The following is an 18,920-nucleotide window of genomic DNA, read 5'->3' on the forward strand; positions in this document are numbered from 1 at the left end:
ATGTTTGCGCTCAATTTCTACTCGGAACTCTACGGCGACGTTTTGGCGAACAACCGCAAGACAGCCACGATCCGCCTTGGCGACAAGTCGGACAAGTATCGGACGGGCATGCTTGTCTGGGTGACGGTCGGCCCACGCTTCGGACGACGCCAGAAACTTTACACTGCGATCCTTGACCGCGTGGAGGTCAAGCAGATTCAAGACCTCTCGCCCCGCGACATCGAACGGGAGAACCCCGAACTCCGGAGCGAAGACGAGGTCATCGCCCTCCTCACCCGGGTGTACGGCGAGTTCATCACCCCGGCCCACCAAGTGACGGTCATTTACTTCTCGCGCGTCGACGAGTGAGCATGTGGATCGCCGACAGCCACCGGTCGCGCGAAATCGACCGTGCCGCCCGCGAGACCTACGGCATGACAACCGCCGTGCTCATGGAGCGGGCCGGGCTCGCCGTCTTTGAACTCCTGACCCAGATGGCCCCTCCCCGCGGCAAGGTGGCCGTGCTGTGCGGCAAGGGCCACAACGGCGGCGACGGCTTTGTCCTCGCCCGCCTCGCCTCGCAACACCAGTTCCAAGTGGAATGCCTGGTCTGCGCCACCGAGGCAGACCTCGTGGACTCGTGCCGCCAACAGATGGTGCAGGCCCGGACACAGGGGGTGGAGCCTGTCTTCTGCGACGACCCCAAGTGGAACGAACGCCTCGAAAACCTACGCCACAAAGACGTCGTGGTCGACGCCATGCTGGGCACGGGGGTCGAAGGTGGCCTGAAGGGGCCCGTGCTCACGGCGGTGCAAAAGGTCAACTTGAGCGGGGTGCCGCTCTTGGCCGTCGACCAGCCGACCGGCATCCACACCGACACTGGCGAAGAACTTGGCGACAGCGTCTACGCCACCAAAACCGTCACCTTCGGCTTGCCCAAGCCGTACCTGTTCCAGTCCGCCGGGCTGGAGCACGCAGGCGACTGGTCGGTGGCCGACATCGGCCTGCCCAAAGAGCTACGCCGGGCCCCGACGGGGGCCCGGCTCCTCGACGCCCAGTGGGTCGTCGACCGCCTGCCCGAACGGGTCAAGACCAGCCACAAAGGCGCCAACGGCCATGTGCTCGTCGTCGCCGGGAGCACAGGCATGCGTGGTGCCGCCGTCTTGGCCGTCGAGGCCGCCTATCGGGCCGGGGCAGGCATGGTCACCGTGGCTGGGGTCTCCGCAGTCTGCGACACCGTGTCACGCCGGGTGCCCGAGGCCCTGCTGTTACCCCTCGAAGAAGTGGAGGGCGCTGTCTCGCCTGCCGCCGCCGAGGTCATCCTGGCCGCGAACGGGAGGTTCGACGCGGCTCTCTTCGGCCCGGGCCTGACCCATGGGCCCGCGGCGAGCAACTTTCTCGGCCGCCTGTGGCCGCGATGGGAAAAGCCCTGCTGCATCGACGCCGACGCGATCAACGCCGTCGCCCTCGGCCTTGCCCTTCCCCCGGTGGACTGCGCCCTGACACCCCATCCCGGTGAGATCGGCAGGCTGCTCAAGTGGCCGGTGCCGGTGGTGCAGAGCGACCGGTTCCACGCGGTGCGGTCGGCCGTCAAACTGACCGGCAAGACCGTGCTCCTCAAAGGGCCCTACAGCATCGTCGGCGACCCCGACGAGCCGCTCAACGTCAATCCGACCGGCAACCCCGGCATGGCGACGGCTGGTATGGGCGACGTCCTCGGCGGCATCGTCGCCACCCTGTGTGCCCAAGAGCTGACGCCCTACGAAGCGGCGTCGTGCGCGATGTTCTGGCATGGCGCCGCGGGTGACGACTGTGCCAAAGACCAGGGTGCGATCGGGTTTCTTGCCCGCAACGTCGTGACCCAACTACCGAGGACTCGCGCTAAACTGGTCGCATCGTGCTCCGAACGCTGACCGTTTGCCTCTGTGCCGCCGTCGCCGCGTGCGCCCTGGCGCAGAGTGCCAAGACGATCAAACTCACGTTCCCGTCCGAAGGCAACCGGGAGGTTTGGCTGCAGTCGAAGTCGGAGTCAGCGACCGTTCCCGAGACAAAGAGTGTCAACGGCAAGGCTGTCGAGTTGAAGACCACGGCCGCCGACGACAAGGAGCTTGCCGTCTTTGTCCACGACAAGGCCACGGGCATGGTGGCGACCCACTTGGTCAGCGACCTGAAGGACGGGGGCTGGACCGTCGGGCCCGACGAATACAAACTGGTCCGAGGGGCGCGGGTCACCGTCTCGACCGACAAGGGGCCGGTCGCCAGCGCGCAGGTGGACCTGACCCTCGGAGACGTGAAGCGCACCGCGTTGCTGTCCCCTTCGGACAAGGGCGTCGTCAGCTTCAACCTGTTGCCCCCCGGCGACGGAGTCTTCACCGTCAAGTACAAGGTCGGCGGGGCTGACAAGTCCCTCGACCCCCAGACGTTCACGATCAAGCCGACCACCGGTGGCTGGGTCGACGTGAAGCTGACCGTCCCCGATGGAGCGGACATCGTCCCGACCGAACCGGTCGCCAAGCCCGGCGAAGGCGCCGCGAAGCCGTCGGACGCCGGAGACAAACCCAAAGACCAGGAGAAAACGAGCGGCCCCGGATCGGTCATCGGGTTGCTCGTCAACATGCTCGTCGGGCTGGGCCTGGTCGGCGGGCTGGGTTACGCGGCCTGGTGGTACGTCAAGCACAACCGGGACAAGGTCACCGAGATCATGGACAAGGCTGGGGTACCGCTCAACCAAGACCCCGCCGACCCCACCGGCGCCGCGCCCGTCGTGCCCCAAGCACCGAAGCCGATCGTCAAGATCGTCCTCGACGGCACCGACCCAAGCCCCGCGCCAGCGGTATCCACGGTGGGGACACCGGTCCGCAACCCGAGGTTGGTCGCCAGCGACGGCACCGTCGTCGCCCTCGCCGTAGGAACGGTCATCGTCGGGCGTGAAGCCGGCCTCGACATATCACTCCCCGACGAGGGCAGCGTCTCCCGCCGCCACGCCAGCATCCAGCGGGACGGAGGGACGGTGACCTTAAGTGACGACGGGAGCACCAACGGGACTTACGTGAACGGGTCGAAGTTGTCGGCCCCTGCCGTGTTGCACCCCGGGGACACCGTCCAGTTCGGTGCGGTCGCCTACCGGTACGAGGAGTGACATGGGCCGCGTCCTGACCAAAGCCGTCCTATGCGCCGTCGCCGGTGTGCTGGGCTGGGTGATGACCGAGCCCCTGATGCCCACCGACTCGCGCAACGCCGACTGGGCGGCCCGCGAACGCGTCATGGTCCTCGTCATCGTCGCCCTCATCGGGCTCGTGGCCGGGTTGATCCAAGGCTTCCAGCGCGGAGGCAAGACCAACATCATGCTCGCCGGCGGGCTTGGCTTGGTGTTCGGTTCGATCGGGGGGCTCTTCGGCCACTCCATCGGCGGGGCGATGGTGGCCGGCATGTTCCGGCCGGACGTCTTCTTCGGCGGATTTTCGCCCGCGACCGTCGTCGCCCGCATCGTCGCTTTCGCACCGATCGGGGCCCTGCTGGGCGCGGCGATCGGCGGCACCCAGATGTCGAAGCGCGGAGTCGTCTCCGGGGTCCTCGGCGGCTTGATCGGCGCTGTCCTCGCTGGCGCGACGTTCGACCTCATCGGATCGGCCCTCGCCCCCCTTCTCATGACGATGCGCGGCAACAACGAGGTCGGGCTCGGCTCGAGGGCCGTCACCGCCCTGTCGCTCGGGCTCTTCGTCGGACTCTTCACCGCCTTGGCCGACTTGGCCAGCCGCCAGGCTTGGCTCCGCCTTGTGTTGGGCCGCAACGAGGGCAAGGAATGGCCCATCGACGCCGCCCAGACCAATATCGGCCGTGACGAACGGGCGCACGTGCCTCTCTTCAACGACCCCAACGTCGCCCCCCTCCAGGCCGTGATCGTGCGGCAAGGCACCCAGTACGTCCTCCACGACCCAGGTTTGTCACCGGTAGGCGTCGGACTGAACGGCCACCGCCTGATGCAACCCACCGCCCTCAACCGGGGGGACACGATCATGGTGGGTTCGAACCAGTTGCAGTTCCTGATGAAGGCCAGTGCGGCGGCGAGGGCCCACGAGGGCCGGCATGCCGCGGTCATGGTCGGCGGGCCCCAGGTCGGTCCGGCCCGGCCCGCACCGACCGCGCCCGTCCAACCCATGCCGCAACAAGCCGTCGCGCCCCAAACCCAGGCTTACCACCCCCCCGTGCAGACCCAGGCGTACCAGGCACCGGCCGCGTCGGCCGCGGCCGTCCTCATCGCCACTGCTGGGCCGCTCACCGGCCAACGGTTCCCCATTGACCAGCCCGTCCAAGTCGGTCGCGAGGGCCAGGGGATCCCCATGGGGTTCGACACCATGGCGAGCCGACGCCACGCTGCATTGACGCCGCTTCCCGGCGGACTGGCCGTCCAGGATCTCGGGAGCACCAACGGCACCATGGTCAACGGGCAGCGGGTCGGCACGGCCACCATGCGCCCCGGCGACACCTTGCAGATCGGGTCTTCTACGTTTAGGCTAGAGTAAGGAGACAGGAACGAGTCGCGATGAGCAACGATCCGAACAAGACCGTCATGGGCGGGCCGACGCCCGACCCCAACCGCACCGTTCTGGGAGGGCCGGTGCCCAACTTGGGCGCGACCCAAATGATGGCCGCTCCGCCTGCCGCTGGCGACCCCAACAAGACTGGGGCATGGTCGCCGGGCAAGCCGCTCATCGTGACCGTCACCAACAGCCGCCTCGCGACGATGGCCAACGGGCCCGCCCGCGAGCAGTTCCTCTTGGAGATCACCGCGCCCAACGAACCAGGTCTCCCGGGCATGTCGGTCGGCAGTGGGCCGCGCACACCGCTCAATCTGTGCCTCGTCATCGACCGTTCGGGCTCGATGGAGGGCGCGCCCCTCGAATACGCCAAGCAGGCCTGTGGCCATGTCGTCGATCTCCTCAGCCCCAACGACGTGCTGAGCATCGTCCTCTTTGACGAGGTCGTCGAGGTGCTCATGGCGCCCCAGCGCGTCACCGACAAAGCGGCGGTCAAGGCGGGTATCGCCCAGCTGACCCCCGGCTACACGACCAACCTTTTCGACGGCCTCACCTTGGCCGCCCAGCAGTTGGGGATGACGGCAGACCCGAACCGGGTCACGCGCATGGTCGTGCTCACCGACGGCGAGCCCACCGCCGGGATCAAGGAATTCGCCCCCCTTGTCGCCCACGCCGGCGAAATCCGCCAGAAGGGCATCACCTGCACGTTCTTGGGCTTTGGGCCCGACTACAACGAAGAGCTATTGGCCTCGATGGCCAAGAAGTCAGGGGGCAACCACTACTACATCCCCCAGCCGCAAATGATCCCGCAGGTCTTTGACACCGAGCTTGCCCAGCTCATGACGGTGACCTCGACCCAACTGAAACTGTCCCTGAAGTTCGCCCGATGGGTGAACCTCAAAGGCTGCACGGGTCACACCCTCACGGGCGGCGAGCGCGAGGTCAACGTCGATTTGGCCGACATGGAGCGGGGCGCGACGATGCAGGTCGTGGTCGACCTGGAGTTCCCCAACCACCCCTTGGGCCACTACCGCGTAGCGGGTGGAAAGCTGTCCTACACCTCTCTCGGTGGAGCAACCGAGGTCGTCGACGTTGACTGCGTCATGGAGTTCACCGCCGATGCGGCGCGCTACTCCGTCGCGCCGGATGCGCGGGTGGCGGCGGCGGCTGAGGTCAATATGGCCAGCCGGTTGGTCGAGAAGACGATCATGGGCTTGAAGACGCAGGCGATCACGGCCGCAGTGGCCATGGCTGACTTGCAGAAGACGCAGGCGTTGTTGCTGTCCCAAGGGCGTCAGCAGGAGGCCCGGGAGGTCACTCTGGCGATCCAGGCGATCCAGAGCGGAAACACCGGGCATGCCGAGAAGACGCTGATGGGGACAGTAGTCCAGTTGGACCAAGGGAAGACGAAGGGCGCTTAAAGCCCGACTCAGACAAAACACTGGTCATTTTGTTCTTTTCGTCACGCAATTGATCGAATCGATCATATTCCAAATTCATCATCATTACGATTTTCTAACATTGCGCCCTTTCCTTGCCACTGTAGCGACTTTTGTTTGCTAGAATGCCAATGATATGGCCCACCCAAAGTCAATCGCCGTACTTGTTGTTTCGACCCTGGTTGCTGCTATTGCTAGCGCCTCCACAGCATGGTCCCTGGATCACTCTGCGAGCACAACTTCGACCCCGCCTCCACCCGGCTGGCATATCTGTTATCATGGCTCAGACTCCTGCTCGATCAACTGTTCGGTCGGCGGTGGAAGCGGCGGATACACCATTTGTCCGGCAAGCGGCAAGGAGTCATGCGCTGGCACAGACTGCTCATCAAATACTTGCTCTTGCACAACCTACACGGATAGTGCGTGCACCAACTTCTCCAACAACTCCATGAAGCCAGTACAGCAGTGTAACTACTGAGACACACAGAGGACGCCCGAGAGCCTTCCAGCAAGTACCCACCACCATGAACCACATTCGGTTTGGAAATGGTCAGGTGCGAGTGTCAACATACCGATCAGGGCTGACCCTTGTCGAATTGCTCATTGTCGCGGCTATTGTTGCCATACTTGCTGCCCTCATAACAGTCGGCATTCAAGCAGCCATACATGCCGCAATATCTTCGGCGTGTCTGCAAAACCTGCAATCGATAGGCAAAGCCTACTCCCTCTACATAGAGGATCATGACGGCAATTTCCCACCCTATTTTGACAATGCCAGTGTTCCGATGAGGCCAGACAATTCGGAACTGTTGGTAGTTGACCTGGGGAAATACGGAGCTGACAAATCACAGTTCTTTTGCCCACTAGACTCCTTCAGCAGTAGATTCGATGAGCGTAGCAATTATGATCATACATATAAGAGCTACGCCTACTCGATTGGATTTCAGACTCTGATCCCAGCTGACTCGACCTACTTCAAGCTCAACATCTCTGCGTTGCGTGCCCCCAGCATGACTTTCGTCCTTACGGACAGTTTTGTTGTCGGCGATCATCCTACACCATATCCTCAGACAGGCCATGGTGATCAAGTTAACGTACTATTCGCCGATTGGCATGTAAAGCAGAAATCTACTCATGGCTTTGACTTTGGTTGCACTTATCCAGGACAGACTCCGTCCTGCAAGGAGCCGTGACGGCGTAAAGATCATGGCTGAAGCTGCGCAATTGCAGGACGGGCGAGCAAACTCGCTTCGCTCTGGAAGACTTCGTCAAGCTTCCTTATGCCTGGCAATTGGCATTCCTTACGCAGTAATCCAAAAATGTCCTGGCAGACCACAAACTTGGAAATTGCTAAAGCAACAATCTATTTGGGGATCCGTAAATCAAATCAGAATATGCCTTGCAACTTTCCAGTCGAATCGCCTAACGTCTCGACCTTAACCCCGACAAAGTCGAGCATCGAGAGGAACAGGTTGTTCATTGGCGTCTGCTCCGGCACCACAAGGTGACGGCCAGCGGCGAGTCGGCCGCCACCCCGACCAGCCACCAAGACAGGCAGATGGTCGTGGTTGTGCCGGTTGCCGTCGCTGATCCCGGCCCCATAGACCAACACGGTGTTGTCCAAAAGCGTCCGGCCGTCGAGTTCCTGGATCCCCTGCATTTTCTTCAGCACATACGCCATCTGGGCCACATGGAAGGTGTCGATCTCCGCCTTTTTCGCCAGCTTGCCGGGGTCGTCGCCGTGGTGGCTGATGTCGTGATGGCCCTCGCTGATGCCGATCTCGCGATAGGGGCGGTTGCTGCCGTCGTTAGCGAGCATGAAGGTGCAGATTCTCGTCAGGTCGGCCTGGAACGCCAGCACCATCATGTCGCCCATCAGCCGGATGTGTTCACCCCGGTCTTGGGGGACGCCCACCGGCATCTTGACCTCGGCAGGGGCGGAAACTTGCTTCGACTCCTTTTCGATCCTCGTCAGCCGCTGTTCGACCTCGCGGACGCTCTGGAGATACTCTTCCAGCTTCATCTGGTCGTGCTTGCCGAGCCGCCCGCGCAAGGCGTCGGCGTCTTCGGCGACAAAGTCCAAGATCGACCGGTCGTACTGGGCCCGCTTCGCCCGGCTCTCCATTGCCTCGACGGTCTGGCCGTTGCCAAACAGCCTTTCGAAGACCTGGCGTGGGTTGACCTCTTTGGCCACCGGCGTCGTGGCGGAACGCCACGAGATGTTGGAGGAATAGGCGCACGAATAACCGCTGTCGCAGTCGCCGTTGAGGCCGCTGCGCTCGCACCCGATCTCCAGCGATGGGAACCGGGTGTTCCCGCCGATCGCTTGGGCCGCCACCTGGTCGGCGCTGATCCCGTTGTGGATGTCCGCCCCGGCTGTCTTCTTGCAGTGCACGCCGGTCAACCACGTCGCGGTCGAACGGGCGTGGTCGCCTGGGCCGTCACCCAGGGCGGCGGCATTGTTTTGGGCCAGGCCCGAGATGACGTTGAGCGAACCCCTCAGCTCGCGGAGCGGCTCTAAGATCGGGGTGATCTCCAGCTTGCCCGCGGCGGCCGGAGTCCACTTGTCCATGTTGATGCCATTGGGAACAAAGGCGAACGCCATGCGCACCGGCTGCGCTTTCACCGACTGGGCGAGGGCGGTTGTCGGGGCCATGACCTCCAGCATCGGCAGGGCCAAGGCGGTGCCGACCCCCTTCAGGAAGGTCCGTCGTTCGATCCGGTTGTTCATCGGGCTTCTCCAGTGTACGCGCGTTTGCGGAAGACGTCGCTTTTCACAATGCTCTTGATGATGCTTTCCAGCGTCGAGCCGCCCGCTTTGGCTTGCTTCACGATCTCGTCGACACTGCAGCGGTCGGCGGGGCGTAGTCCGCGGCCAAGGCCGTAGACGAGCAGCTTCTCGGTGATGGCGCGCAGGAACTCGTCGCGTCGGCCCGCCAACACCTTGCGAAGGTCGTCGACCCCGTCAATGGCCTGGCCGCCAGGCAGTGTGCCCGTCGCGTCGACCTTGAATGGGCCGTCCATCGTCCGCCACCGCCCGACCGGGTCGAAGTTTTCAAGGGCGAACCCGATCGCGTCCATTTGCACGTGGCAGGAGGCGCAAGCGGGGTCGGCCCGGTGGGCCGCCATCCGTTCCCGGATCGTCTTCGCGGTGGCGGCCTTGTGGTCGTCGGCGAGGACCGGGGTGTTGGGCGGCTGGGGCGGCGGCGGGGTGCCGAGGACCTCCTCCAGGACATACCGGCCCCGCTTCACCGGCGACGTGCGGTTGGGGTTGCTCGTCACGGTGAGGAAGCTGGCCATGCCGAGCAGGCCGCCACGGTGAAGCCCCTTGGTGTCCACCCGCCGGAAACCTTCGCCCTTGACCCCCGGGACGCCGTAGAAGTCGGCCAGCCGTTCGTTCATCTGCGTGTCGGTGGCGGTGACGAGGTCGATGACGGGCCGCTTGTTCCGGAGCACGTCCATGAAGAAGTACTTCGTCTCGCGGGCCATGTCGGCCTTCAATTTGTCATCGACCATCGGGAACAGCGTCGGGTCGGGGGTCAGCGTCGCGAGCTTGCGCAACTGGAGCCATTGGCCGACAAAGTCGTCGGAAAGCGCTTTGCTCTTAGGGTCGGCCAGCATGCGCTCCACCTGGGCGTCGACGACCCTCGGGTCCATGATCTTGCCCACCGCGGCCGCGTCGGTCAGTTGCTGGTCGGGCATCGAAGACCACAGGAAGTAGCTGATGCGCGAGGCATAGTCATAGGGGTCGAGCGGCACGTTGGTCTTGCCGTCCTTGGGCCGGTCGTCCGTCTCCGCCCGATAGAGGAAGTTCGGGGAGACGAGGACCGCTTGGACGGCCACCTGGATTCCCTTCTCGTAGCTGTCACCCCCTCGGCGGACCGAATCATAGACCGCCATGATGCGGTCGAGTTCTGGGCCCGAGACCGGCCGGCGGAACGCCCGGCTGGCGAACCGTCCCAGCACAGTCCGTGCTGCGGTGACGTGGTCGCCTCCCTTGGGATAGGTGAAGACCACCGAGTTCGGGTCGGGCTTTCTCGGGGCGCTCCCGGCCAGAGGCCCTTCAACCTCCACCCACTGCACCACCAGGTTTCGGTCTCGCTTTTCTGGATCAGGAAACTTTTCGTCGTAGTAGTCGTTGGTGAAAGCGACGGACACCGAGTTGTGCCCTTCGGGCAGTTCGACCGGGATCTCGACCACCTTGGACTGACCGCGCAAGGTGTTGACCGCGATGTTTTGGACCAGTCTGCCGTTGACCCCGACGGCAAGGTTGGGTAGGGCGGGCCCACCCTGCATCCCATAGGCGGCGACGCGGACGCGGTAATCGCCGGCGGAAGCAACCTTGAACGGCAACGTGAGCTTGCCCTCGGAGAAGAACAAGACCTCGCTCTCGTCGGTCAGTCGGGCGGTCTGGAGCTTGAGGTCGGCGGGAAACACGAGACGCTGGGTGCTCGGGCCGGTGACAGGAACGGCGGCGCGGGCCAGTTTCTCGGCCGCGGCCATGTACATCTCGAAGTGCAACGGCGACACGGAGAGGACGTCGCCGATCGTGTCGAAACCGTAGCCGACGTCGTCGGACGGGAAGGCGTCGGCAGGGTGCAGGTCGACCCCGACCAGGTCGCGCACCGTGTTGTTGTACTCGCTGCGGTTCAGGCGGCGGATCGTGACCTTGCCGATGTCACCCAGGTCGCACTTTGTCGCCATCGCCCGTTGGAACCAGCTGACGAGTGCCTCGCGCTCGGCGACGGTCGGCGACGGTGAACCGGGGGGAGGCATGATCTGCCCTCGGAGCCGCTGGACAAGCTTGTCGGCCTCGTCCGTCGACTTGTCCACCCACTTCAGGCCGTTGATCTGCGCGACGTCGAAGCCACCGGCCGCGTCTTGGCCGTCGTGGCAGGGTGCGCAGTACTTGGTGACGAGCGGGCGGACCGACTTCGTGAACTCGGCGTCGAGCTTGGGGTCGACCTGCCCTTGTGGCGCAGACGGCACGGCCAAGGCGGCGACGAACGCGGCCCCTGCCACAGGCAGGCTGACCTTGCGCAATGTCTGGAACCTCTCCATGCCCCTCTACATTCCCATTGTACGGATGCGAGGCGTCCGACGCGAGGCTTAACGCGTAGAATCAGGCAGACCATGAAGAAGTTCCTTGCCGCCGTCACAACCGCCGTCGCCGGGGTCGCGGTGAGTGCGATCAGTCTCTTTCCCTCTCACACCACGCCGATGGACACCGAAGCCGACAACATTTATGGGTTCACGATGAAGGACATCGACGGCAAGGACACCAGCCTCGAAAAGTTCAAGGGCAAGGTCCTCCTCATTGTCAACGTCGCGAGCAAGTGCGGGAACACCCCGCAGTACGAGGGCCTTGAAAGGGTCTTTGAGAAGTACCAGGACAAGGGTTTGGTCGTGATGGGGTTCCCGGCTAACGAGTTCGGGGCCCAGGAACCCGGCACCAACGCCGAGATCAAGAAGTTCTGCACGGCGACCTATGCGGTCAAGTTCCCCATGTTCTCAAAGATCGTGGTGAAGGGGGCGGACACCCACCCGCTCTACAAATGGCTCCTTGCCCAGACTCCCCAACACCAAGACATCGAGTGGAACTTCGCCAAGTTCCTTGTCGGTCGGGACGGCAAGGTCGTCGCCCGTTACAGCCCCAAGACCCAACCCGAGGACAAGGGACTCGTTGCGGACCTGGAACAGGCCCTGGCCGCCCACTAGAGGTCAGCCGGTGAACCGGTAGCCGACGCCGCGCACGGTCAAGAGCCGACGGGGGCGGGAAGGGTCCGCCTCGATCTGCTCGCGCAACCACCGCACGTGGACGTCCACCGTCCGAGGCGAGACGTAGGCGTCTTGACCCCAAACGCGGTCGAGGAGCGTCTCCCGGCTGAAGACTTGGCCCGCGTTACGCACCAAGAAGTGGAGCAGGGCGAACTCCCGGGGCTTCAGCGTGAGCGGGACGCCGTCAAGCCAGGCGGTGTGAGTCTGGGGGTCGATCTTCAGGCCCCCTGCCTCGACCGTCTGCGACGGTGACTCGGCACCGACCCGGCGGAGCACCGACCGCACCCGCGCAGAGAGTTCGGCGAGTGAAAACGGCTTCAGGACGTAATCGTCACCGCCGAGGTCGAATCCCTGGACACGGTCTTCCTCCGATGACTTGGCGGTCAGGAAGATGATCGGGACGGTCGAGTCCCGGCGGACGGTCCGGGCGAGGTCGAACCCCGACCTCTGGGGCAGCATCACGTCGAGGACCAGCAGGTCTGGCTTGGTCATCTTGACCAGGCGCATCCCTTCCTCCGCGCTTGCGGCGGTGAAAACGGTGTGGCCGTCGCGCCTCAGCCTGTGCTGGACGGTCTCAAGGATTGTCGGTTCGTCGTCGACGACGAGGATCTTCATGAGGTGGCGATGATCTCGACGTTGGCGCGAGGCACGGTGACCTCCTGGCCGTCGTCGAGCTTCGCCACGAGAACACGCACTTCCGTGCCCGACTCGACCACCTGGAGTTGTGCAGGCAACCCGGTGACCGTCCCCAAGCGACCAAAGTAGGGCTCGCGGATGATGCGTACCGGAGTCCCTTCGGCGAGAACCTGTCCGGCCTGGGCCGGCGGCAGCTCGCCGGCGGCGTGGAGGACGGGGGCGATGACTTCGGGTCTGATGACGCCGGCCCGGATCTGGGTCGCCCCGTTCAGACTGGCCTCGTGCCCCTCGATAGACTTGAGAAGTTGAAAAGTCCGCTCCGCCATCCGGAGCTCGCCAAAGCCCTCGGTGCAGACCAGGGTCGTCGCGACGTTCTCTTGTCCGGTGATCGCGACGCCGATCTCATATCCCAACAAGTCGATCAGGTCCGCGTCGCGGACGGCGCCGACGACGATGCCGGCGACCTCCAGGTCGTTTGCCTTACGCAACGCGGCGGCCGTTACGCCACGCCCGCCGACGAGGACCTTGCCCTTGTCCGAATCCTGGATATGGCTGTCGTCGAGAACGTCGGCCCCGCTCGCCACCGCGACCCGGATCGTGCCCCGTCGCTCGCCTCCGATCCCAAAAATGCCTTGGACCATAGCGCCGCGGGTCTCGACGACGGCGCCCTCTTCGGGAAGCACGCGGACAACCTTGCCCGCCACATATGCGGTGAGGTCGACCGGGATGGACGGCTCCCGGACCAGGACGTTGCCGGTGATCTCGCTGATCCCCTCGACAATGCCGGAGTAGTCGCAGACAACCTCTTGCGAGAAAAACTTGCCGAAGAGGCCCTTGGTCTTTGCGACGGTCTGGCCTTTCTCGACCTGGTCGCCCACCTTCACCAGGGAGGCGTCGGCGACGTCTTTGGCCTCGATGCCGAGCTTTTCGGCCAAGCGGACGGTCTGGAGGAGGCCCGGCAGCAACGCCCGCGCGACCACGGTGGCGGGGCCGACTTCGTCGCCCTCTTTGACGAGCACCTCTCCCTTGATCGGCAGCCGACGGACGCGTTGGACGACGGTGTCGGCGCTGACGGTGAGACCTGGCGTGTATGCGCTACCCAAGGGATTTGACCTCCGGTGAACCGGACGGCAAGTTTAGCATGGTGGCGGAAGGGGTTATCAATTTTCACCCAGGCCGTAAGACCAAGGCTCACGTTACGCGGTCCTGGTTAAGGCCAAGTTAAGGAGGGCCCCTGGGTACGATCTTGCCCCGTGAAGGCCATCGCCAAGTCGCGTCCCGAGCCAGGGCTGGAGATCGTTGAAGTCGAGGAGCCCCAATGCCGGCCCGGGTGCGTGAAGCTCCGCGTGGAGCACGGGAGCGTCTGCGGCACCGACCTCCACATCTATAACTGGGACGCCTGGGCCCAGAACCGCATCCAGCCGCCTCGCATCGTCGGCCACGAGTTCTGCGGGACGGTCGTCGAGGTCGGGTCTGGCGTGACCAAGGTCAAGGTCGGTGACTTTGTCGCCAGCGAGAGCCACATCATCGACCCTGCCTCGCCCGTCTACTTGGCGGGTAACGGCCACGTCGACCCCACCACCACCATCCTCGGGGTGGACGTCGACGGCGGGTTCTCGCCCTACGCGGTGGTCCCTGAACTCAACGCCCGCCCGGTGCCCCCCGGCGTGCCCCACAACGTCGCCAGCATGATGGACGCCCTCGGCAACGCCGTGCACACCGTCATGGACGGCCCCGTCGAGGGCCAGACCGTGCTGATCACCGGACTGGGGCCGATCGGCATGTTCGCTGTCGCCGTCTGCAAGGCGCTCGGTGCGGCGAAGATCGTCGCGACCGAGGTCTCTCCGTACCGGATCGAGTTGGGCCTCAAGGCCGGGGCCGACGTCGTCATCAACCCCAAGGAGGAGTTTGCCGACGAGAAGATTTCGAGGATGTTTCCCGGGGGCGTGGACGCGACCCTGGAGATGTCGGGCCATCCCACGAGCTTGGACCTCGCGATCCGCATGACCCGTGCCGAAGGCCGGGTCTCTTTGTTAGGCGTCTATGCCGACGTCCTGCGGATGGTGGATTTCAACCAGATCGTCTTCAAGGGACTACGGCTCCACGGCATCGTCGGCCGGCGTATGTGGGACACGTGGGACCAGATGACCTGGTTGTTGACCGAAAAGAACCTGGACGTCAACGCGGTGATCACCCATCACGTGCCGTGGCAGGACTTCGACGGGGCGATGCGCCAGATGAAGTCGGGAGAGGCGGGGAAGATCGTGCTGGATTTCTCCGCCGAGTAAGCGGCGGGGCCCAGGCTCGACCAGCCTCAAGCCTCTGGCCGGCCCACCCCGCCGGTACAATGCCGCGCATGAGAATCGCCGTCCTGCCGTTCAACGCCGCCAAAGACTCGCGGCCGGCGTTGGCCCGCCAGTTTGCCCAGTTCGCCAGCGAGATCGCCCGGAGCGTCAGCGACGGCGACATCGACGCGGTGAACTACATGGCCCAGTTCCAAGAGGACGGGGTCGTCAGGGCGGCGTTGGTGAACCCGAGCGAGGAACTGAACGAGCCTGAGATGCTCCAACAGTTCTTGGCCCAGGCGAAGCCGGACAAGCTGGTCGACGGCCTCTATGCCGAAAACCCGAACGGCGGCGGCAAACTCACCTACCGGGTCTTTGAGGACCCCAGCGGCGAACCGTCCAAGACCGAAGAACTGAACTTCCTTCCCGGCGGCGAGTTCGGTGTCCTGCGGTCGTTCATCAACGAGCTTGTCAGCGTGGCGGGAGGCAAGCTGCCCGACGAGATGCTTGATGACGAAAACCTCTTCGGCACGACCGACCCGGGCGCCTTCACCAAGTTCTTGGAGGGATACGACACCGCCCAGTACATCGAGCGGTCGTCGGGCAACGTGACCAAGGAGTTCAGCCCCGACCCCGCGTTTGACGCTCTGTTCAACGCCATCGAGAAAGACCCGGATTGGGAAGCCCCGATGCTCGTCGCATTGCAGATCGTGCGGTTGTGCACCAACTTCCGCGTCGGCAACGCCAACAACCTGGAGACTGTCCTAAACAAACTCGCTGAGAAGCACGGAGAGGACGGGCGGGTCTGGTACGCCCTCGGCGACCTCAAGGCCACGGTCGGAGACAACGCCGCCGCGGCGGACGCCTTCGAGAAGGCGCTGAGGTTCGAACCCAACGAGCCTGCGATCATGACCCGGCTCGCCGTCACCCAGCTCAATTTGGGCATGCCGGTAAACGCGGAGCGCAACCTCCGCCAGGCCATCGAACTGGAAGGCGACGAGAAACCGAGCCTCGACATCTTGTCAAACGTCCTCGTCCAGACCGGACGGGCCCACGAGGTGCCCGCGATGTGGAAGGACGTCGTCGACAAGAACCCCCAGAACGGCTTGGCCCAGAGCAAGTACGCCATGGCTCTGCTCCAGAGCGGCCGCAAGGACGAGGCGGTCAAGGCATTCGACCACGCCCTCGAGACGGTGGAGGACAACCTGGTCGTGAAGCGGTTCTACGCCCCCCTGCTGGCCCAAGAGGACGACCTCGACCGTGCGATGGACTTCTACGAGGACGTCTTGGACGAGAACCCGAACGACGTCCCGCTGATGATCGAGTACGCCCAGACCCTGCAGAAGGCGAAGCGCGACTTCGAAGTGCCTCCCGTGCTCAAGAACATCCTGCAGTCGAACCCCGACGTCAACACCAAGGCCAACGTCCAGGCTTGGCTGATCGAACTGGAGCAGCCGAAGCGCGTCGAGGCGGTCCAGGCGGCAAGCGAAAAGGCGGAGAAGGGCGACTTTGACGGCGCCATCCGGGAGTTGAAGCCCCTACGGAACTGGCTGGCGGACTACTGGAAGATGTGGGCCGTCCTCGCCGCCGCCCACAACCACCTGAAGCAATATGGCCCTGCCGAAGAAGCGGCCCGGCGCCTGCTGGAGATCTTTCCCGCTTGCGAGCCTGGCTATGTCGAACTGAACAACGCCTTGGCGGGCCAAGGCAAGACCGACGAGGCGTTCAACCTCATGCAGGTCGCCCTCCACAACATGTCGAACTCGCTGCCGATCGCGGTCAGCTATGCCTTGGCCGCCAAGCGGGCGGGCAATCCGGACGAGGCCAAACGGCTGGCGAAGCAGATCCGGGAGGCGACCAACAACGCGGAAGAGTTGCAGGACGTGCTCGCCGAGATCGAGCGCGACTAACGGCGGTTGGCCGCCGCAATCAATCGGGCGACGGCTTCGATGTCGGACTTGATCTGGCACTCCCAAAAGGTGAGCGACCGGTAGCCGAGGGCTTCGACCTGCTCGAGCCGGTCCTGATGGCGCAACTGGTTTCGGCGGACTTTTTCACGCCAGAACGCCTCGTTTGTCTTCGGGACACGGTACGTGCCGCACAGGTGGCAACCATGCCAGAAGCAACCATGGACGAAGACGACCAACCGTGACGCGGGAAAGACAATGTCCGGCGTGCCAGGCAGCCGACGGTCGTTCTTCCGGTATCCCGTCACCCCCAGTGCACGCAGGGCTTGGCGCAGGCGCTCCTCGGGTTTGGTCCCCGTACTCCGGTTGGCCTGCATCGAACGGCGCACTTCCTCACGCACGACCATGGTCTCGCGGAGGCGGTGGAGTCCGTACCCGGCCTGTTCTTCCATTCGTTCTCACCAGAGGGTCAAGCCCCGGACAAATATGGGGAGAAACCCGCAAAAATGCGAGGCTCCCGTAACAACTCCTGTCGTAAGCTGATGGAGAGAGTTTTTCTCACTTGATTGTGTTCTGAGGCCTCCCTCGCTAAATATCCTACGCGTCTCGATCATCGTTGCCTGCTCTGACCTGACCGCCGTCCTGCCCGACCCATGACCCCGACCGGTCGCGGGTCTGGGCGCGGCGACCCTAGCCGCGTAGAATGGGCCACGCGATGGCTTACCGTGATTTTCAGCACTTCCTTGACGTGCTCCACGCCCAGGGCGAGCTTGTCCGGGTCGCCGAGCCGCTCAGTCCGTACTTGGAGATCACCGAGGTCGCTGACCGCGTGATGAAGGCGGGCGGGCCGGCCCTCCTGTTCGACAACCCGGCCGGAACCGCCCAGCGGCATGGCACGCCCGACCCCCGGAGCGCCGTGATGGGCCAGCCAAGCATCGACCCGGCCGTCCGCCCTTCGGCCACGAGGAGCTATCCCTTCCCCGTCGCGATCAACACGATGGGCACGCGGAAGCGGATGTCGCTCGCCCTCAGCTGCGACGACATCGAAGACCACGCCAATCGGATCGGCAAACTCCTGAAGGCCCGGCCACCTCAGGGGACGATCATGGACAAGGTCAAGTTCGGGGCTTGGCTGGCCGGCGAGATCAAGAACGTCCATCCCAAGACGGTGGGCGAGGGGATAAGCCAAGAAGTCGTGCAGACGGGCGACGCGGTCGACCTCACCCAACTCCCCGTCTTGACCTGCTGGCCGGAGGACGGCGGCCCGTACATCACCCTGCCGCTCGTCTTCACCCATGACCCCGAGACGGGAAACCGCAACGTCGGCATGTACCGTGTCCAGGTGATGGGCCGCGACACCTGCGGCATGCATTGGCAGATGCACAAGACCGGGGCGCGCCACATGGAGGCGGCCGGCGCCCGGCGCAAGAGGATCGAGGTGGCGGTCGTCTTGGGCGGAGACCCGGCCCTGACGTTTTCAGCAGTCTCCCCCTTGCCGCCCGGCATTGACGAGATGCTCTTCGCCGGGTTCCTGCGCCAGGAGAACGTTCGCCTGGTCAAGGCCAAGACAGTGGACCTTCTTGTCCCCGCCGACGCCGAGTTTGTCCTCGAGGGTTATGTCGACCCGTCGGAGCGGGCCCTGGAGGGTCCCTTCGGCGACCATACCGGCTACTACTCGTTGGCCGAAGACTTTCCGGTCTTCCATGTCACCGCAGTGACACGGCGGCAAAACCCGGTCTACCCTGCGACGATCGTCGGCCAACCGCCGATGGAGGACGGGTGGTTGGGCAAGGCGGTCGAACGGATCTTCTTGCCCATGATCCAACTGACGACCCCCGAGATCGTCGACATGAACCTGCCCGTCGAGGCGTGCTTCCACAACGTCGCTTTTGTCTCGATCAAGAAGAAGTATCCCGGCCATGCCTACAAGGTGATGAACGCAGTCTGGGGGTTGGGCGGCCTGGCGTTCACCAAGTTTGTCTTTGTCTTTGACGAGGACACCGACGTCCAAAACATCGGGGAAGTGCTGTTCCGCATCGGGGCTAACTGCGACCCCGGCCGGGACTCGCTGATGTCAAAGGGGCCCGTCGACCAGCTGGACCACGCGGCCATGGCCGAGGGGTTCGGTGGAAAAATCGGGTTCGACTGCACGCACAAGTGGCGGGGCGAGAACGGCTTCGACCGCGACTTCCCCAAGCTGATCACGATGGCCGACGACGTCAAGGCGAAGATCGACGCCCTGTGGCCGAAACTTGGCCTTTAAGAAGCGGAAAACCAGTGAGCTTGTCAGAATCTCACACGCTGGTCCAGGTATCCTGAGTCCATTGGGGCAGTTGCCCCGCTTTTCCTTCAGCCGGA

At 64.1% G+C, this 18,920-nt stretch carries 15 protein-coding genes; 10 read left to right on the plus strand and 5 right to left on the minus strand.

The features are described from left to right. The 6 genes from KF857_07915 (at position 1) to KF857_07940 (ending at position 7,149) form a co-directional block, all read left to right on the plus strand. Positions 1-348: a hypothetical protein gene (locus tag KF857_07915; GenBank protein ID MBX3111921.1), complete on the plus strand. Its 348-nt coding sequence runs from the start codon at positions 1-3 to the stop codon at positions 346-348. A 2-nt stretch (positions 349-350) separates the two neighbouring features. Beyond that, positions 351-1,892, plus strand: coding sequence for an NAD(P)H-hydrate dehydratase (locus tag KF857_07920; GenBank protein ID MBX3111922.1), 1,542 nt, complete (start codon positions 351-353; stop codon positions 1,890-1,892). Beyond that, positions 1,877-3,118 (plus strand): FHA domain-containing protein, encoded by a 1,242-nt coding sequence (locus tag KF857_07925; protein MBX3111923.1) that lies wholly within the window; start codon positions 1,877-1,879, stop codon positions 3,116-3,118. The genes KF857_07920 and KF857_07925 overlap by 16 nt, the downstream gene beginning before the upstream one ends. 1 nt (position 3,119) lies before the next feature. Then, entirely contained in the window at positions 3,120-4,502 is a 1,383-nt protein-coding gene (locus KF857_07930) for an FHA domain-containing protein (GenBank protein ID MBX3111924.1), read from the plus strand. A 20-nt stretch (positions 4,503-4,522) separates the two neighbouring features. Beyond that, positions 4,523-5,938: a VWA domain-containing protein gene (locus tag KF857_07935; GenBank protein MBX3111925.1), complete on the plus strand. Its 1,416-nt coding sequence runs from the start codon at positions 4,523-4,525 to the stop codon at positions 5,936-5,938. Between the two features lie 542 nt (positions 5,939-6,480). Beyond that, entirely contained in the window at positions 6,481-7,149 is a 669-nt protein-coding gene (locus tag KF857_07940) for a prepilin-type N-terminal cleavage/methylation domain-containing protein (GenBank protein MBX3111926.1), read from the plus strand. Between the two features lie 194 nt (positions 7,150-7,343). Here KF857_07940 and KF857_07945 read toward each other — a convergent pair whose 3' ends face one another. After that, positions 7,344-8,687, minus strand: coding sequence for a DUF1552 domain-containing protein (locus tag KF857_07945; protein MBX3111927.1), 1,344 nt, complete (start codon positions 8,685-8,687; stop codon positions 7,344-7,346). Next, positions 8,684-11,017, minus strand: a complete 2,334-nt coding sequence (locus KF857_07950; protein MBX3111928.1) for a DUF1592 domain-containing protein — start codon at positions 11,015-11,017, stop codon at positions 8,684-8,686. The genes KF857_07945 and KF857_07950 overlap by 4 nt, the downstream gene beginning before the upstream one ends. Positions 11,018-11,176: 159 nt before the next feature. Between KF857_07950 and KF857_07955 the strand changes: the two genes are divergently transcribed. After that, positions 11,177-11,674 carry a glutathione peroxidase gene (locus tag KF857_07955; protein ID MBX3111929.1) on the plus strand — a complete coding sequence of 166 codons (498 nt, stop codon included), beginning with the start codon at positions 11,177-11,179 and terminating at the stop codon, positions 11,672-11,674. A 3-nt stretch (positions 11,675-11,677) separates the two neighbouring features. On the opposite strand, the gene KF857_07960 is transcribed toward KF857_07955, so the two are convergent. Both KF857_07960 and KF857_07965 read right to left on the minus strand, forming a co-directional pair. Then, positions 11,678-12,349, minus strand: a complete 672-nt coding sequence (locus KF857_07960) for a response regulator transcription factor (GenBank protein ID MBX3111930.1) — start codon at positions 12,347-12,349, stop codon at positions 11,678-11,680. Continuing rightward, positions 12,346-13,473, minus strand: a complete 1,128-nt coding sequence (locus KF857_07965) for a hypothetical protein (GenBank protein MBX3111931.1) — start codon at positions 13,471-13,473, stop codon at positions 12,346-12,348. The genes KF857_07960 and KF857_07965 overlap by 4 nt, the downstream gene beginning before the upstream one ends. 150 nt (positions 13,474-13,623) lie before the next feature. Between KF857_07965 and tdh the strand changes: the two genes are divergently transcribed. Then, entirely contained in the window at positions 13,624-14,658 is a 1,035-nt protein-coding gene (tdh, locus tag KF857_07970) for an L-threonine 3-dehydrogenase (protein ID MBX3111932.1), read from the plus strand. 68 nt (positions 14,659-14,726) lie between these two features. Next, entirely contained in the window at positions 14,727-16,565 is a 1,839-nt protein-coding gene (locus KF857_07975) for a tetratricopeptide repeat protein (GenBank protein ID MBX3111933.1), read from the plus strand. Here KF857_07975 and vsr read toward each other — a convergent pair. Further along, positions 16,562-17,014: a DNA mismatch endonuclease Vsr gene (gene vsr / locus KF857_07980; protein MBX3111934.1), complete on the minus strand. Its 453-nt coding sequence runs from the start codon at positions 17,012-17,014 to the stop codon at positions 16,562-16,564. The two genes, KF857_07975 and vsr, sit on opposite strands and share 4 nt — an antisense overlap. Before the next feature lie 263 nt (positions 17,015-17,277). On the opposite strand from vsr, the gene KF857_07985 reads away from it, so the two are divergent. Then, positions 17,278-18,825: a menaquinone biosynthesis decarboxylase gene (locus tag KF857_07985; GenBank protein MBX3111935.1), complete on the plus strand. Its 1,548-nt coding sequence runs from the start codon at positions 17,278-17,280 to the stop codon at positions 18,823-18,825. Positions 18,826-18,920 lie beyond the last annotated feature (95 nt).

Source organism: Fimbriimonadaceae bacterium (genome assembly GCA_019638795.1).
GTDB lineage: Bacteria > Armatimonadota > Fimbriimonadia > Fimbriimonadales > Fimbriimonadaceae > JAHBTB01.

Bases quoted from the DNA above. Each gene is read 5' to 3' on its own strand.
- KF857_07915 (MBX3111921.1), top strand. From the start codon at position 1: ATGTTTGCGCTCAATTTCTACTCGGAACTCTACGGCGACGTTTTGGCG.
- KF857_07920 (MBX3111922.1), top strand. From the start codon at position 351: ATGTGGATCGCCGACAGCCACCGGTCGCGCGAAATCGACCGTGCCGCC.
- KF857_07930 (MBX3111924.1), top strand. From the start codon at position 3,120: ATGGGCCGCGTCCTGACCAAAGCCGTCCTATGCGCCGTCGCCGGTGTG.
- KF857_07935 (MBX3111925.1), top strand. From the start codon at position 4,523: ATGAGCAACGATCCGAACAAGACCGTCATGGGCGGGCCGACGCCCGAC.
- KF857_07940 (MBX3111926.1), top strand. From the start codon at position 6,481: ATGAACCACATTCGGTTTGGAAATGGTCAGGTGCGAGTGTCAACATAC.
- KF857_07945 (MBX3111927.1), bottom strand. From the start codon at position 8,687: ATGAACAACCGGATCGAACGACGGACCTTCCTGAAGGGGGTCGGCACC.
- KF857_07950 (MBX3111928.1), bottom strand. From the start codon at position 11,017: ATGGAGAGGTTCCAGACATTGCGCAAGGTCAGCCTGCCTGTGGCAGGG.
- KF857_07955 (MBX3111929.1), top strand. From the start codon at position 11,177: ATGGACACCGAAGCCGACAACATTTATGGGTTCACGATGAAGGACATC.
- KF857_07960 (MBX3111930.1), bottom strand. From the start codon at position 12,349: ATGAAGATCCTCGTCGTCGACGACGAACCGACAATCCTTGAGACCGTC.
- KF857_07975 (MBX3111933.1), top strand. From the start codon at position 14,727: ATGAGAATCGCCGTCCTGCCGTTCAACGCCGCCAAAGACTCGCGGCCG.
- vsr (MBX3111934.1), bottom strand. From the start codon at position 17,014: ATGGAAGAACAGGCCGGGTACGGACTCCACCGCCTCCGCGAGACCATG.
- KF857_07985 (MBX3111935.1), top strand. From the start codon at position 17,278: ATGGCTTACCGTGATTTTCAGCACTTCCTTGACGTGCTCCACGCCCAG.